Source organism: Halobacillus sp. AWM4_238 (assembly GCF_056158265.1).
In genome coordinates this window covers 555,653-571,630 of the sequence record NZ_JBSWSY010000002.1, presented here as the reverse complement: position 1 = coordinate 571,630, position 15,978 = coordinate 555,653, and the positions used below count along the sequence as shown (strand labels likewise).

The window sequence follows — 15,978 nt, the reverse complement described above, 5'->3', positions numbered from 1 at the left end:
TCAATAAAGTGCATCCAGTGTTATGGTTAGTTAGTGTCGAGGACTTAGTTGAGTGTCATCTGGAAAGTATTTTAACGTGGTCCCCTTTGTCCAGGAGGCTAAATGTGAATGATTCTTCCCATGAGCAACTTAATAACGAAATGTTAATAAGTTTTTATCATTTTTTACTGACTAATATATATTTGGGGAATTTATCTAAAGCCATGTTAAACGAAACTTCACTATTAGAAGTAACTGCGAAAAGACGCGGTATTTATCTAACTTATTTCAAGAAGGTTGTCCATCCCAAAAATCCTTTTCAAGTTTTAATTGTTATTCGACAAATCGATTAAAAATGATGACACTTCTCTTTTTTCTCTACTGAAAGACAGTTAATTATGTTCCTTCTTCGAAAGTGAATTTTGTTTATTTAGAGATCAAAGTAGAAAGTTAGATTAAAGATATATGATGTTTACAATCATTCCATCGAATACACCGAGCTCTTAATGGTTCACCATTTCGCACATATGGTTTTACTTGCAGTAAAGCCTCCGTTTTTGTAAGACCTGAACTCAAGATATTAGATGATCTTATACCCCAATAATTACATTAGTAATTCCGATTAAACCCACTCTCTTTTTTTCATAATGGTCTGATGTCCTTCGTTTATCATTCTTTGAAATGCCATGTCTTCTTCATCGGTCTTTCTCTTCATGTATATATAACCCCTCTAATGGCAACAATACCTTCTCTAAATAACCTTTATGTACACCTTCAATACCGTAAGAATCAAAAAACAATTTAAGTCTTGCTTGTATCCGTTCTGCATCATGTGAAGCATTATAATATTCAACCTCACCTGCTCTGCTCTGATAAAGTATACTTATGGGAACAATTATATAAAGGGTACAAGCTACGTCCCATAGTCTTGGACCAGGAGCTGCAACATCAAAGTGGAAGAGACATTATCTACTATAAGGAACATAAGAAAAAATCCACGCCCCCGCCCTCCCCGGTTGACGAAAATAGACTTTGTTGGTACAATTAAAATTAATTATTCTTGTTCGTGTTTACGAATGAAAGCCTAAGTAACTAGTAAGTAACTTTCGTCTGGAATGAATATGCAGAGCAATAATAGTAATACAATGTGGATCCGTTCCACGCAGGAGGTAACAAGTTATGTTACAAGGTAATGTTAAATGGTTTAATGAAAGTAAAGGTTTTGGTTTTATTGAAGTAGAAGGGCAAGACGATGTATTCGTTCATTTCTCTGCTATTCAAGGCGAAGGTTTTAAAACATTAGAAGAAAATGAGACAGTTTCCTTTGAAATCGTAGAAGGTAACCGTGGACCACAAGCTGCTAACGTTCAAAAATAATCGTTACTAGGTAAAAAGAGACTTCCGAATTCGGAAGTCTCTTTTTTGTATAAATGAGCTTAGGTTATGTGAAATATAGTTTTCAATCCGAACAGCAAAGGTTATTTCTTTTAGTAAAAACTTATAATCCCACCGAAAATTTTAACGAACAACTTCATACTGGATACAATTTAAAGCAGCTTCTTTTCCTTCTTCGTATGTTAGGTGCTCCCATACATATTCAGCTAATATTGCATCTAAGGAATTCACTTTAAACTTGCTTTCCCAATCCTCTCCCCATAATAGCTCTAGTTCTGATTCTTGAGTTTCAATCCAACTAGGATTATTTGAGTTCTCATCAGACCCAATTACAAATTTAATGGGATCTCCATTATTCATTAAATATATCTCCTTTTAGAATTCTGCGCATGTATTCACTTCTATATAACCGTAGGAAAAAGCTCTGTATTATTTCAATACCATAGGTGTTTTAAGCATAGATAGAGGGCAAATCCCTTACTCAGGATTTGCCCCCAATTCTTCAAGAATTAATTTCAAGATATATTTTGTAAGGCAAGGTGAAATAATTTCCTACTTGATATTATTGAAAAGACTCCGCTGCCTTAATTAAATCATTTTTTTCAACTTTAGTTTCTGACTGTTCAGCAAAATATTTTAAAACATAATGAATCTTCCCTTCTGCCCATCTCAAAGTCTTATTTCCTGAACTATCGATAAAATATTTGCCAGATTTATCACCTACTTGTACATCTTGATATTTTTCTTGAGAAGTAGAAGAAACTTCACCTCCGTTTATAGTTATTAAACTAAGGTGCTCCTTACTTTCTCCATAGATATCAAATGTTAAAGTTTTATATGGCTGCTGCACTTTAGGAGGATGACTAAATTCAGCTTGTTCTACTTCAAATGGAAGTTCTGTCGGAAGTTGAGGCTTAAATGCCAAATCTTCCGTTTTTTTGCTCAGCTCATCATTACTGAATTTGTGTAATCCACTTGTCGAACTACACCCCCCTAAAATCAATGCTAAAGTTATTATTAGTAATAATTTTTTCATACTATCTTCCCTTCTATGAACATGTTGTTGATTGCATAAAATAGAAAAATAAAACGATTTCTATACGTTAAAAGTGTAGTCTACAGCATATATATGCCTAAAATTAGAGGATTCCCTAGAAAAAGCAAGTTACCTACTATATACAATCAAAAGGCCTCTATTTCACATACGATTCAGATTTATTGAGGTTTCAAAAGTTATTATCGCGAATCTGAATCCTCAAGTATCCTACCCAAAACGATATAAGGATGCGATTCTCTCTTATAGAATAGCCCCCGTTTATGTAAGACTCGAAATCAAGATAATCTTACTAAAATACGCTCACTCTTTAAACGAGTTAATAAAGTTTACTTTCATTAATCTTTACTTACAAAGTGAGTGGCCTTTCATAAACTATTGCATACCTTTCAATTTGTTCACATAACATTATGGGACAACTTAGAATCTCCAATTGGAAGGGGTAATCACCTTGATCAGAGAGTTGAAATTATTAGTGAATCGCAGAATTCTCTTCACATTAGCAGCCTTTATCCTACTTTACTTAAGTGTCACATTCTTTAGAGCGACCAATTTTACATTATTTAAACCGGTTGACCTATTTACTCTCCACTTAGAAGGTCTTTTGCCAGCATTATTTCCGTTAATTATTTGTAGTGTGTACCTTATTCCATCTGTGAGGGAACGAATTTTTAGTAATAGCCTGTCTTTGTCAAAACGACTAATATTAAACTCTTATTTCTTCTTTTTCATTTCTTTTTCCTTCATCTTCGTCCCATTTCTTATTGCGTTTTACATTGACCCACTCTTAGGTTTTATAGATTATACTGCCATGAATAGCTACGATAACTCTCATACACACACATTTAGTCAGTTAATGAATTATGGAACTTTGACTTACGGAACCGTATATTCTAGTTGGATAGCCATTAATGCAGTGGTATATGCTTCTCTGTCGTTAATTTTATTATCAATGCAAGTTCATAAAGTGTTGGCTTTAACTATACCAGCTATTGTTTATTGGGGAGCACACATCATTACAGGGAACTTATCACTAGAAGTTTTCTCACCGATCTATAGTGTTTTTCCATTCAGCATTACACAGCAGCCTATATGGACAGCATTCATTCCTTTTGCTGGTTTGATCACTATCATTTTATGTCTCACCATATTTATCCCCTACACAAGAAAAAGCACTTTTGCTAAATTTCAATAATTATCTTGCAGACGTTTCCCCCTACTGGAGACGTCTTTCTTCATGTCCACTTGCAGAAGAATGTTCTTGGAAAGTTGCTTAATTAAGAAAAGCCCCCGTTACTGTAAGACTCAATTTCGAGATATATAGTGGGTAGTCTTTAACTTTCCCCTTAGTTAAACAACATATCTCAATAAGCCAGTTTCTTCGAAAGGTAATACTGTTGATTATTATTATTAGGATGTTCTTCTATTACACCTACTATTTCATAACCATATTTTTGATAGAAATTTGGGGCTTGGAAGCTAAATGTATCTAGTTGAATGAGGTTGCAGCTGTTCTCTCTTGCTACTTCCTCTATATTATCTAATAACTGTTTTCCGTAGCCTTTTCCTCTAAGAGATTCATCAACCCATAAGAATTCAATATGTAAGTTATACCAAAAAATCCTTCCAGTAATGCCACCTAAAATTTTCCCCTCTTCATTTCGAAGCATAAAGCTAATGTTCTTGACCGGGTGTTTTACTTCATCTGGTAATTTAGAAAGATTATGTTCAATTACCTTTTTACGAATATAATTACTGTCTTCTTGATTCCATTGTTGAGTTATTTTCATAATTTCCTCCATATAAGTTCTTGAATAAATATTTTAGCACAACGATATTGCCTGAGTTTATGTAAGAAAGGGGCAATGCTCTATTGAACAATTGCCCCCATTACTGGAAGACTCGAAATCAAGCCATTTTTCAATTGTTCCCCCATAAATTATTTGCAGTCAGTCCGACAATGATGGACCAAGGCTTTAAGAAAGATTGCTATGAAAATAAATGCGACCGCAATCGTTACAATAAAAATAGTACCCCATATCTTTCTATCCTCTTTAAAGTAATACCTGTATCCAACCGTAAATTGATTGATGAGGACTTAATTAATAACTGATGATGTTTGTGTAATTATTAGGTAAAATATGATTGCTTCAACAGGGACCATAATTAAAACATTCTTTAATGTATTATATTTGATCTGTATCATATAACCTATACCCCAAACTGCCGTTACAAGTATCGGAATAAAAATTACTGTAGCATTTTCTTCAGGAGCAAATGCTGCTATAGCCCAAGCTAAGAAAACACTAAAACCTACAACCAATACGCCTATAATTATATTTATCGTATGTATGTATTTATTGGCCATTATTGACCTCCTAACTTCCAAATTTAACAATTTAATGTTGCTACCAATTCTAACTTTTCATTCAGGTGTTTAAAATGAACAGTGTTGACCTTCTAATGTGATATCATTTTTCACCCTTTTTTGGGTATTACAGTAAAGCCCCAGTTTCTTTAAATCTAGATATCAAGAGAAATTTAATTTTTTCATTCGAAAAGCTATGTATGAAACTCCTCCAATAACAAAAAGGAAAAGTAAAATAAAGAAAACTAAACTTATTTGAGATCCAAACATTAAAGAATTCACAAGAATCTCCCTCCTATACTTATTCAATAATATGGACCATTACAAATACCAATTATTTCAAACTACCTTCCAGAACTCAATCCTTTTTCCACAAAAAGAAGCTTATCCATCCTAAGGATAAGCCCCCAATAGTTGAAGACTCGAATTTGAGATAATTATTTTATTTTCTACCGAGCTTTACAGATAAATTTACAGTCTCTCTAAACTCACCAAAGGAGGAAAGCTTCAATAATGACTGCTTGACATCCTTTTCAAACTCCTCAACTTTATTGCCTAGAAACCGTCTTGCCCCATATGAAGTTGAGTATAAGTTTCCTAGAATTGACTCAATAGTCCAAATGATTTCATATGTAGGTAAAGTGTGTATTTCGACTTCAAATTTTGAATTTGATAAGACTTCTTCGTGACTAATAACTGGGTGGTTATAGGTGGATTTTCCAGCTCTCCGTTCTTTCCCATACCATTTTTCTATGAGTTCATTCAGCTTTTGTTGCCAAGGTTTTAGCGATTTATTTGGATCATAATTATCGATGATAGCCACTCCACCGCCTTCATCAATCAAGTCGTACAACTCCTCTAAAACCCTATCTCTGTCCATCCAATGAAAAGCCTTTGCTATTGTCACAAGGGTGAATTGGTCATTATGTGATTCTTTATATTGTTCTAGCGTTCCATTAAACCACTGAATTTTCCCCACCCTCACCTGTTGGTGAAGACGTCTTGCCTCATTTATCATTTCTGGCTCTGTATCTATGCCTACTATTTTGTTAGTCCAATCCGAGAATCTTATTGTTAGTTGACCTGTACCACAACCTAAATCGAGCAGGTTTTGTTCACCATTAAGCGAAAACTCCTCCACTAAAAATCTTATTAGAGATGCTGGATACATTGGCCGGTATCTTGAATAATAACTTGCTGCACCCTTAAACAAGTCTGTTCCATAAACCCCCAAGCTAATTCTCCTTTCCTCATCAACCTTTTAATAATGCACTAGTTGTTTTCAATCCTTTTATTTAAGAGTAGCCCCCGTTTCATGAAGACTCGAATCCGAGATAATATGGCTTTGTTCTTCAACTAACACACCCAATATATTAATAATATTTATTTTCTTTTAGTTAATTTACAGTCTCTTTTTTCTCTTTCCAGTGAATGACAATAAGGCTTGCCGAGAAAATTAACAATACCAACATAAAAATTGGTGAGATTAGTAATATGACTCCTGCTTGTTCGCTAATCTTACTAATAAGTTCGAACAAAAAATAGGGCATTAACAGTATGCTTATTGCAAATATAAGAACTTCAACTTTCAACTTACATACCTCCAATTCAAATTTTGACTTTTAATTGTATTCTTGTACGGATAGGAAAGTATCAACAATTCTGCTCGCTAGCGAAAAAGATGAGTATTCCTATTAAGCAATTGCCCCCGTTACTATAAGACTCAGTATCAAGATATCTTCCTGTCATACATGTAAATAAATTTGGCACTATTTGGATTATTTCAAAAAATCGCTTATAATACAACTGTGTATTAAAGGGGGTTTACATATGCCAACAATTAAAATCCAACCATCAAATTAAATTATATGGGAGGATAAAATTATTAATCAGCTTAAGTACGAATCTAACTACTCTAAGGACACGAAACTCCGAGAGAACTTGTATCCATTATTTAATACTGTATTTGGCATTCCTGAGAATACATTTAAAGACTTTTATTTCCGTGGTTTCTGGGACCCTACTTATAAACCATATTCATTCTTTTCAGAAGGGTACGCAGTGGCTAATGTTTCCACTTTTGATTTTCCTATCTTTTTAAATGGTGTGCTCCATAAAGCCGCAGGCATCCAATCAGTTATGACCCACCCTGATTATAGGAAAAAAGGTCTTATGAATACTTTGATGAGGAAGGCTTTAGCCGAAATTGATGAAAGTTACAATCTATCCTTTTTGGTAACATCCGATCCAAACCTTTATAAGAAATACGGTTTCCGCATCCTTAATGAGTACTTTTATGTGAAAGATTACAACCACAAAGGATCCCACTGTGCGGATCTGAAGAGCATCGACGTATTTGATTCACATGATTTAAAAAAGATTCAAGACCTTTTCAAGAAGAATGTTCCTAGTTCTTCAGTATTTTATCCTGTTAACTATGAACACCCGTTCTATCTAAATATGTATAATCCGAATATGAAAAACCTGGTTTATTATTCAGCATCATTAGATTTAGTGATTATGTACGAAGTCGTGGACAATAAATTAGAATTATTTGATGTAATAGGTAGTTCATTGCCTGATCTTGATAAGATTTGCTCTCTAATACCTGAACCCTTTCATGAAATCCATTTATTTTTCAACCCTGATAAATTTAGTACAGGTTTTAATGTACTTGAGTATGATTCACCTGATAAATTAATGGTGAGGGGTAACCTAGAGATTAGCCAACCTAGTTTGAAGTTACCAATTTTCGCAGAATTTTAATTGAAAGAAGAGCCAAGCTAAGACTTGGCTCTTCTTTCATTTGTATAGAATTTAAGGACTTATCCCCTAATTCAATTACAAAGGACATTTTGTTCACTAAAGCGGAACGCTGGTGCAGACATTTTAAAATTAATATGAGCGACTGGTATTTATTAAACAATTGTTGAAGACTTGAATTCAAGATATTCACTAAAGCTTTTTACAATAGTCATTAAACATTTCGTTCATTGTTAAGCCAATTAAAAAGTGTGGGTATTGAACTTTCATATTGTCTAAGTTCCATTATTGTTTCAGTTACTTGAGCAGATCCTAGCTTTTGCTCATCTTCATCCGAACATTCCATTCTTAAGGAACGTTTTAAGTTGTATTCAAGCCACCCTAACTTACCTAAGTACCCAGTTTCTAATACCCGAATCCAATCTGCTTGGAGTTTCCCATAATTATTTTTATAACCTTTTAAGAATGACGAAAATAGATCTTTATTTATTTCTCCCCGTCCATCGTCAGACCAATAAACCGCCGTTTCTACCAAGTCTTGCATAGGGTTTATATAACCTGATGACTCCCAATCAATTATAGTTGGACTGTCTTGATTCCACATAACATTTTTCGGATCCAAATCCCTGTGACTAATAACTGTTTCTGAAGATATAGCTTCAGCTGCTTCCTTAGACTTAGCATCCCACTCATAAAGTTTATCGATATTTTCTTTAAATAACCCCGTCCATTCGGAGCTTGCTTGTTGACCTTTCTTCAAATAAAAGTCCCATTCTTTTAAATGACCATTATTTATTTCACCATATTTAATATTAAGGTCCTCAAAGTTAGTTTTATGTATAGCCGCAAGGATTGAACCTATTTTCTTACTATGTTCAGCCCTAACTTCTATGGGTTTTAGGCTCCTTCCCTCAATCCAATTAAACACTAAATAGAACTGGTCATTTATTTCATTAACAAAGTTACCGTTAATTATTTTAGCTGGAAGTGCCGGTATGTTTTTTGAAACAAAGTTTGAAATTTTTTCTGAGTTAATATAGTTCGTCATTGCATCCGGTCTTTTAATTATTTCGGGATTTAATAATTTAACCGCATATTTACCTTTTATAGTTTTTATTAGGTACATTTTATGTAATAGTCCCCCATAAATTGGTTCAGGGGGACCAACTGTTTCTCCCAAATCAGCATTAAAACATAGCTGTTGAAGTAGAAGATCACTATGACTATCACTCAATTTTTCAATCCACCTTTTGACTTTCTATAGGGTATATAATTATTAATACATATTACAAAAGAGACTTCCCCTATTTTTAGAAATCCACGTTTATGTAAAACTTGATTTCGAGATATTATAAGTGGCGGTTACAAATTAAGAATGGAGTGATTAAATTCAATCCTCATTCTAAAATGGTTCATGATTCTTATTTGTTCTTCCGTTAGATTTTCTTTATCCCAGTACATGTGCATCAAATTGTATTCAAATAACTCTTTTAATTTAATAAATAGAGGAAGTTTTTCTAACATTTCTGACGGTAGCAAATTTTCCTCTTGGTATCCTTCAATAATTGCTTTCGTAATACTTTTTCCATAATCAATGATGTTACCCCCGCCTACAAATGAATACTCCAGCGCACTATATATCGGGACAGCCAAGTCAAAGATATAATAATTTTTCTCACAATCTTGAAAATCAACCATTGTCAGATCCAAGCCTTTATCAACGAGTATGTTTTCTAACCACAAATCCCCGTGTAATAGCCCATAATTCGAATCATTTTTAGGTAATGTTTTTATAGATGATAGTACCTCTCTTGCCATTTGCCGAATTCCTGATTCCTCTTTAGGTATATATTTAAGAAAGTCATATTCCTCGTTGTCCTGCCAATCATTGATATATCGAATTGTTTGTTGCTCTTCAAACTTTTTTGATAAACGATGTAACTTACCAATTTGCCTGCCTAACTCTTTTAAAACATTTGCATTCCACTCATTCCTTGATAGGTGTTTACCAGGCGCAGATTTATAAAGAACAGTTAAGATTTCATTGTTTTTAAGAGTTATCCTTTCTACAACCTTACCATTAAAAGAAGGTATAGTTGGTGACACACCAAACCCTTCTTTATATAAGAAATCCGTATATTCTACCTCTTCTAATTGTTCATCTAAACTTTTATAGTTTGTAATCCTCGCAATGTAATTATCTTCTTTACCAGCGCATCTAAAAATTTCATCAGTCAATGATTCAACTTTAATAATATTTACTGGATATACTCTGTTAAGTATTTCGCGTATTTCGTGCACTAAATTCAATACCTCCATTTTTATGTCTCAAAAGTACAAAACATCTTGCTATATTGTTATACATTTGAAAATATGATTCTTATGGAATATTCCCAACCGTCTATTAAAAAGTTACATTCATGATAGCCACTATGTTATGTAGTAAGGGGCTAATATTTTTTAATTTGAAACCAAGACAAATTGGAAAATTAATTTGATCTAAAATCCCTTCCTTTAATTACGGAGTATAGTCTTCTGAAAACTTTTTCTGCTAAATTCATACTATTAATACGATTTATCTGTAAGTAATCAGAAATCACATTATTCAGAGGGAACATATAATAATAAATCAATCTATGAGTAAGCTCTTTTATATAATTACTATCCTTAGTTAATTGGTCAGCTACATAATCCAAAAAGTTTTCCTTATGTTCGCTATAATGAATCATATTTCTAAGTTTGCTGCACTCATCTTTAAGATCACTATCAAATCCATTCAATATTTCTGTAAGTTTATATTCACATTTTTTATCTACTTCATGGAAGGGTTCTTTTAAGAATTTACGCATATTTCTTAGATTATCCATGACTTCATCTGTTTTAATTGATAAAAGCCTTAACAAAATATAATTATCTATTTCTAAAATGTTTGAATCACTGGAAATTCCATTATAAAGCCAAATACAAGTGGATACTTCCTGCAAACTAAGAAGTAATCTCGTTAATACAACATTTTGATTTTGTGCTTCAGTATAGAATCTAGTATTCAATATGTCTTTATCTCTATAAGCTGTCTCGTCTTCAAAATCAAATGAAGGGACTTCAAGATTGGGTAGAGTATAATTTGACTTCTCGTTTAATTTTTCAATTACCACCCCTATCGTTTGTCCCATCATTTTGGCAAATGCAAATACATTTGCTTTTGTTTCTCTAGGGTATGTACTAAAAAATTGAGTATCTTTGTATATGTAAGTAGTATAGAGTGTACTCCCAATTAGCTTATTTCCTTCTAAATAAAAACCTAAATTATCAACATCACTGCCAAACTGATGATTATGTAGACTTACTATACGTTCATATACCTTGTAGTTATTCTTCTTTTCGAACAACTTTACCCTATGACGTATCTTTTTAATATTTGGATCCAGATCTATCGAGTCGCTTAAAATCTCTCTGTTAATTTGGTATATCATTAAACATAGATCTCGGAACAAAGGATAGACATGTACTGCTGTGAATTTTTTATTATTTTTCATATTTAATAAGCCTGCCATTGCTAGTAAATCATAATATGCAGTATAAACATTATTCATCTCTACCTGACCTCTCCTACCTTGAAGATATATCCAATAACATCTTTTCAAATTATTTCAAAAAAAGGTCAAAAATACAATCGGCAACATATTAAATAAGCAAAAACTTCATTTATTATCTCGAAACTGAGTCTTCAACTAACCTGCCCGTTTCTTGAAGACTCAGTTTCGAGATAAAACAAAAAACCAGTGATGATTCCTCTATTAGGAAGGAATCATCACTGGTTTAACTTTGTCAAAATTAGCTGGAAGAATCATGCGGTGTAATAGTGCTTAAAATGATAATAATTTTTCTAGAGAATTATGACCGAATACCTTGGACTTATGAAAAATCACACCGAACGAGTATGTCTTTTTACTGACTGATCTAAAACACTGCAAATCGTCGTTACCCTGACCCCCATGGCCAGGTATTGTTTTTTCACTTGCCCATCCCTTTCAAAAAGTGGAGGAGCATTGTTATACTTCGGTTGATTTCTGGGTCTTTCAAAGCTTTAGCAAGATCGAAGAACGATGTTTTGTCTGTGGTGCCTTCGCTTTCCATCTCCTCCAGTCCGTGATTCAAACGTGAGCTCAACTCCCGGATGCCGGAGACGTTGATTTCTCCGAGAAGGAAAACGAGTTCAGGCAGGTTGCGCAGCAAAGGTTCATATTGGTCTTTATCGATTTCTTTTACGACGTTTGCAACCGCTTCGTCTTTCGCTTTCACAAAAGCGGTCACAGAATCCAGGGTTCCCCCGTTGTCGAGCGCCTTCAGCAGCTCGATGCCCTTCAATATGGAGTCTTTATTGTCAGCAACGGCTTCTTTCACTACCCGGACGTCCTGCTCGATTTGCTCTTCACGGGATCTTTCATACCTTTTAATCTTTGATATCGCTTTGGCCATTATCGTTCCCCCTTGCCTGGGAATGTGTAATCTTCACGCTTCCATTTTTCCTGAACTTGGACACCTTTTTGCGGAACAGGGTTGCCGCGACGGTGGTTGTTATGTGGAATGGGCGATTTTCCTTTTTTCTTCAACACTTTCATTTTTACCGCCACTTCTTTGTAGGCCGGTGTATTTGTATCTTTATCGACACGGTTATCTGTTAGGAAGTTGATGGCTGACCTTCCGTTGTCGTTGAGTGGAAGGAAAATCTCCTTGCCACGGACGCGGTCGGTGACTGTTACGAAACCAGAGGCTTCTCCAGTTTTTGAGATCAGCTTCACTTCGGCCCCTTCCTCAATGCCGCGTTCTTTTGCAAGCTCTTTAGACACTTCAATGAAGGCATTCGGCGTCTTCCGTCTGATGCCTTCTGATTTGTACGTCATGTTTCCTTCATGAAAGTGCTCAAGCAACCGTCCGTTATTGACATGCAGGTCATACTCTTCACTTGTGTCATACTTAAGCTCATACGTCAGCGGGTACAGCTTAGCTTTTTTATCTTCAAAAGGAAATCCTTCCGTGAATAAGAGCGGCTGGTCTGTTCCATCTTCTGCGACCGGCCATTGCAGGGATTTATAGCCTTCGAGGCGGTCATAATGCACACCTGCAAATAACGGGGCAAGACTTGCCGCTTCGTGCATAATTTCAGATGGATGCTGGTAGTTCCAATTGCGGCCGAGTTCTTTTGCGATCAGTTGGATGATCTGCCAGTCCGGCTTCGTTCCTTCAAGCGGTTCGAAGCTCTGATACAGACGCTGGATGCGGCGTTCCGTATTCGTGAACGTGCCCTCTTTTTCAAGACTTGGAGACGCCGGCAGGACTACATCGGCATATTCAGCGGTTTTCGTTAAGAAAAGGTCCTGCACGATGAACAAGTCTAATTTTTCAAAAGCGTCGGTCACGTAGTTGATGTTCGCATCGACGATCCCCGTGTCCTCCCCCATGACGTACATCATGGAAAGCTCCCCATTATGGATCGCCTCAATCATTTGGTGGTTATCCATGCCCGGCTCTTTCGGGATTGTCGCATCCCATGCTTTTTCATAGCGGGCGCGCACTTCATCATCCGTTGTCTTTTCGTAGCCAGGGAAGAAATTCGGCATGCTTCCGAAGTCACTGCACCCTTGAACATTGTTATGGCCGCGGAGTGGGTAAGCACCCGTACCAGGTTTGCCGTAGTTGCCTGTAATGAGAAGCAGGTTACTGATCGCCGTACTCGTATCACTTCCGAGCATATGCTGGGTGACACCCATCGCCCAGCATACGGCTACGGATTCCGAATGGGCGATTTCTTTTGCGACATCCTTCAATTCCTGTTCAGGAATGCCCGTTAAATTGGACGCATTTTCCATTGTGAACGGCTCGAGGCTTTCCGAGTATTCATCAAAACCATTGACCCATTCCTCAAGAAAGTGCTTATCTTCCCAGCCTTGGTCAAGAATGTACTTGGCTACAGCGGAAAGCCAGACGAGGTCCGTTCCGGATTTCGGCTGATAAAAGCGGTCGGCGCGCTTCGCCATCTCGTGCTTTCTCAAATCGAAGACAAACAATTTCTGCCCAAACAGCTTCTGGGAACGCTTGATCCTGGAAGCGAGCACCGGGTGAGATTCGGCGGTATTCGACCCGATCGTCAAGACAAACTTACTTGCTGCGATATCATCGATGGATCCGGAATCGCCTCCATATCCGACCGTACGGAACAAGCCTTTCGTGGCTGGTGCCTGGCAGTATCGGGAGCAATTATCCACATTGTTCGTACCGATGACTTGGCGGGCTAATTTTTGCATCACATACGATTCTTCGTTCGTCGCTTTTGATGAAGAAATGAACGCCAGATGGTCGGCCCCTTTTTCTTCCTTGATCTGAGTCATGCGATCCGCCACATGAGCGATCGCTTCGTCCCATTCGACTTCTTCAAAATGGTCGCCGCGGCGGATAAGAGGCTTTTGCAGGCGCTCTTCACTATTGACGTAATCCCAGCCGAACTTCCCTTTCACACACGTAGAGATTCCGTTCGCCGGCGATTCGGCACTCGGTTCCACTTTGAGGATCTGTCTTCCTTTCGTCCAGACATCAAAGGAACAGCCGACACCACAGTAGGTGCACACCGTTTTTTCCTTTTGTATGACTTCTTCGCGCATCGCCGCTTCCGTATCGGATACGGCAAAAAGCGGGCCATAACCGGTTTCCACTTTTTTCGTCAAGTTGATCATCGATTTCAAAATCCCAGGCTCGGTATCAGTCAAAAACCCGGCCTCGCCTTCCATTCCTTTTTCCATCATGGCATTACAAGGGCAGACGGTGGAGCACTGCCCACAGTTGACACAGGATGATTCGTCAATCGGAACATCATTGTCCCAGATGACCCGAGGTTCTTTGCGATCCCAATCAATCGTCAGCGTCTCGTTCACCTGGACGTCCTGACAAACCTCAACACAACGACCGCATAGGATACACTGATCCGGGTCATAGCGGTAAAATGAGCCGGAATTGTCTTTTTCATAACTCGTCGGCTGGAACGGACGGGACTGATGCTCAAGTCCGAACGCTGCCATGGTGTTGTGGATCTCACAAGAGCCGTTATTGTAATCACAAACCGTACAGTATAATTCGTGTTTTTCTAAAATGCGGTCCAACGACTCCTTCTGGGCCTTATGTACATGAGGGAGTTTCGTTTGGACTTTCATTCCGGCTTTCACACTTGTCCCACATGCCCGCGATAGTTCTCCATCGACCTGGACGATGCACGTATCACACGTCTGGACCGGGCCTAACGATTCGTTGTAACAAATCTGGGGTACCTGTTCTTCCGCTTCGTTCATCAATTGAAGTAAGTTTTGACCGGTTTCAGCTAAAAATTCTTTCCCATTGATCGTCACTACTGTATGTTCATTCAATCGTTACTCCCCCTCCACTAGCTGCAGCTATACGCCTCGGATGCGTGTACACATTCATCCGCTCCCCCCGTAGAAAGCCTACAGCCGTTATGTTCAAGTCTTCCGCAAGCTGAAGGGCCAAGTCTGTCGGTGCTGACTTCGACAATAAGACACCAAACCCCATTTTCGATATTTTCAAAAGGACTTCGGATGAAATCCTACCTGTAAATAAAACGATCTTGCCACTTCTGCTTATGTTTTCTTTCAGTAAGTACCCAAACAATTTATCCAGCGCGTTATGGCGGCCAATGTCTGCATACGCTTTCATTATTCCATCTTCTGTAGCGATGGCAGCCTGATGGACTCCACCTGTCCGTTGGAACAGGCCTGCCTGAGACTGGAACTCTTCCATCAGCTGATAGCATAAATCAGGATCGAAGATGCTCTCATCCAATACTGTCCGAGCCGTCGCCGCATCGCTTTGAAAATAAAACGCTCGGCTTTTCCCGCAGCAGGATCCGAGCCATCTTTTTTGCCCCCTTTGCATCTCGGGAAGGTTCATCGTCGTTTCCACATAGGCAAATCCCCGCTCTTCATCGATCGTCATCTCCTTGATCTCTGTCACCTTTCGAATCAAACCTTCGGATGCGAGAAATCCGATGACCATTTCCTCTTTGTCCATCGGCGTACAGACCATCGTCGCGAATTCTTCCCCATTGACAGTCACCGTGAGCGGATACTCGATAGCGACTTCATCTGTTTCAGAGGTCCATTCTCTCTCTTGAAATCTATGAATCTGCCACGATCGCGTCCCCATGTTCTCTCCCCCTTACCATTGGTTCCCTACTTATTCCCCTTCGTTCGACAAAACAAACACCTGCCCTAGCTATAGATGGACAGGTGTCTGGATGATGGTTCTCTTTCATATTTTCGCTATTCTTCAGCCAATATCCTTCATTCATTCGCTTGTGTTTATATTTACAGAAAATAGGTAATAAACCTTTAAACATACCCATAAAAAAGGG

Annotated in this window: 14 protein-coding genes; 3 read left to right on the top strand and 11 right to left on the bottom strand. The window is 37.4% G+C overall.

Going from position 1 to position 15,978, the window contains the following annotated elements:
- Nucleotides 1-104 precede the first annotated feature (104 nt).
- Entirely contained in the window at nucleotides 105-332 is a 228-nt protein-coding gene (locus tag ACXACN_RS02955; protein ID WP_474962195.1) for a hypothetical protein, read from the top strand.
- Nucleotides 333-1,158: 826 nt separating this feature from the next.
- Nucleotides 1,159-1,356, top strand: coding sequence for a cold-shock protein (locus ACXACN_RS02950; RefSeq protein ID WP_035543224.1), 198 nt, complete (start codon nucleotides 1,159-1,161; stop codon nucleotides 1,354-1,356).
- A 141-nt stretch (nucleotides 1,357-1,497) separates the two neighbouring features.
- On the opposite strand, the gene ACXACN_RS02945 is transcribed toward ACXACN_RS02950, so the two are convergent.
- The 5 genes from ACXACN_RS02945 to ACXACN_RS02925 all read right to left on the bottom strand — a co-directional run bounded on the left by ACXACN_RS02945 (nucleotide 1,498) and on the right by ACXACN_RS02925 (nucleotide 6,030).
- The gene (locus tag ACXACN_RS02945; RefSeq protein WP_474962194.1) at nucleotides 1,498-1,734 is read right to left on the bottom strand and encodes a class I SAM-dependent methyltransferase; all 237 of its coding nucleotides are present in this window, start codon (nucleotides 1,732-1,734) and stop codon (nucleotides 1,498-1,500) included.
- A 202-nt stretch (nucleotides 1,735-1,936) separates the two neighbouring features.
- On the bottom strand, nucleotides 1,937-2,410 hold the full coding sequence (locus ACXACN_RS02940; protein WP_474962192.1) for a hypothetical protein: 474 nt from the start codon (nucleotides 2,408-2,410) through the stop codon (nucleotides 1,937-1,939).
- A 1,382-nt stretch (nucleotides 2,411-3,792) separates the two neighbouring features.
- Entirely contained in the window at nucleotides 3,793-4,218 is a 426-nt protein-coding gene (locus tag ACXACN_RS02935) for a GNAT family N-acetyltransferase (protein ID WP_474962191.1), read from the bottom strand.
- Nucleotides 4,219-4,526: 308 nt separating this feature from the next.
- Nucleotides 4,527-4,796 carry a hypothetical protein gene (locus ACXACN_RS02930; RefSeq protein ID WP_474962190.1) on the bottom strand — a complete coding sequence of 90 codons (270 nt, stop codon included), beginning with the start codon at nucleotides 4,794-4,796 and terminating at the stop codon, nucleotides 4,527-4,529.
- 442 nt (nucleotides 4,797-5,238) lie between these two features.
- Nucleotides 5,239-6,030, bottom strand: coding sequence for a class I SAM-dependent methyltransferase (locus tag ACXACN_RS02925; protein WP_474962188.1), 792 nt, complete (start codon nucleotides 6,028-6,030; stop codon nucleotides 5,239-5,241).
- Nucleotides 6,031-6,737: 707 nt separating this feature from the next.
- Between ACXACN_RS02925 and ACXACN_RS02920 the strand changes: the two genes are divergently transcribed.
- Nucleotides 6,738-7,562: a GNAT family N-acetyltransferase gene (locus ACXACN_RS02920; RefSeq protein ID WP_474962187.1), complete on the top strand. Its 825-nt coding sequence runs from the start codon at nucleotides 6,738-6,740 to the stop codon at nucleotides 7,560-7,562.
- 211 nt (nucleotides 7,563-7,773) lie between these two features.
- Here ACXACN_RS02920 and ACXACN_RS02915 read toward each other — a convergent pair whose 3' ends face one another.
- The 6 genes from ACXACN_RS02915 to fdhD form a co-directional block, all read right to left on the bottom strand.
- Nucleotides 7,774-8,793 (bottom strand): phosphotransferase, encoded by a 1,020-nt coding sequence (locus ACXACN_RS02915; protein WP_474962185.1) that lies wholly within the window; start codon nucleotides 8,791-8,793, stop codon nucleotides 7,774-7,776.
- A 128-nt stretch (nucleotides 8,794-8,921) separates the two neighbouring features.
- On the bottom strand, nucleotides 8,922-9,878 hold the full coding sequence (locus ACXACN_RS02910) for a phosphotransferase enzyme family protein (protein ID WP_474962183.1): 957 nt from the start codon (nucleotides 9,876-9,878) through the stop codon (nucleotides 8,922-8,924).
- A 170-nt stretch (nucleotides 9,879-10,048) separates the two neighbouring features.
- A complete protein-coding gene (locus ACXACN_RS02905) occupies nucleotides 10,049-11,152 on the bottom strand; it encodes a DNA polymerase III subunit gamma/tau (RefSeq protein WP_474962182.1) in 1,104 nt (367 codons plus the stop codon).
- Between the two features lie 421 nt (nucleotides 11,153-11,573).
- Nucleotides 11,574-12,038 (bottom strand): helical membrane plugin domain-containing protein, encoded by a 465-nt coding sequence (locus tag ACXACN_RS02900; RefSeq protein WP_474962180.1) that lies wholly within the window; start codon nucleotides 12,036-12,038, stop codon nucleotides 11,574-11,576.
- Nucleotides 12,038-14,974, bottom strand: a complete 2,937-nt coding sequence (fdhF, locus tag ACXACN_RS02895; protein WP_474962179.1) for a formate dehydrogenase subunit alpha — start codon at nucleotides 14,972-14,974, stop codon at nucleotides 12,038-12,040. The genes ACXACN_RS02900 and fdhF overlap by 1 nt, the downstream gene beginning before the upstream one ends.
- On the bottom strand, nucleotides 14,967-15,770 hold the full coding sequence (gene fdhD / locus ACXACN_RS02890; RefSeq protein WP_474962177.1) for a formate dehydrogenase accessory sulfurtransferase FdhD: 804 nt from the start codon (nucleotides 15,768-15,770) through the stop codon (nucleotides 14,967-14,969). Before fdhD ends, fdhF begins: the two co-directional genes overlap by 8 nt.
- Nucleotides 15,771-15,978 lie beyond the last annotated feature (208 nt).

Excerpts from the sequence above, each read along its gene's own strand:
- ACXACN_RS02950 (WP_035543224.1), top strand. The coding sequence starts at position 1,159 with ATGTTACAAGGTAATGTTAAATGGTTTAATGAAAGTAAAGGTTTTGGT.
- ACXACN_RS02940 (WP_474962192.1), bottom strand. The coding sequence starts at position 2,410 with ATGAAAAAATTATTACTAATAATAACTTTAGCATTGATTTTAGGGGGG.
- fdhD (WP_474962177.1), bottom strand. The coding sequence starts at position 15,770 with ATGGGGACGCGATCGTGGCAGATTCATAGATTTCAAGAGAGAGAATGG.
- ACXACN_RS02910 (WP_474962183.1), bottom strand. The coding sequence starts at position 9,878 with ATGGAGGTATTGAATTTAGTGCACGAAATACGCGAAATACTTAACAGA.
- ACXACN_RS02935 (WP_474962191.1), bottom strand. The coding sequence starts at position 4,218 with ATGAAAATAACTCAACAATGGAATCAAGAAGACAGTAATTATATTCGT.
- ACXACN_RS02930 (WP_474962190.1), bottom strand. The coding sequence starts at position 4,796 with ATGGCCAATAAATACATACATACGATAAATATAATTATAGGCGTATTG.
- ACXACN_RS02900 (WP_474962180.1), bottom strand. The coding sequence starts at position 12,038 with ATGGCCAAAGCGATATCAAAGATTAAAAGGTATGAAAGATCCCGTGAA.
- ACXACN_RS02905 (WP_474962182.1), bottom strand. The coding sequence starts at position 11,152 with ATGAATAATGTTTATACTGCATATTATGATTTACTAGCAATGGCAGGC.
- ACXACN_RS02945 (WP_474962194.1), bottom strand. The coding sequence starts at position 1,734 with ATGAATAATGGAGATCCCATTAAATTTGTAATTGGGTCTGATGAGAAC.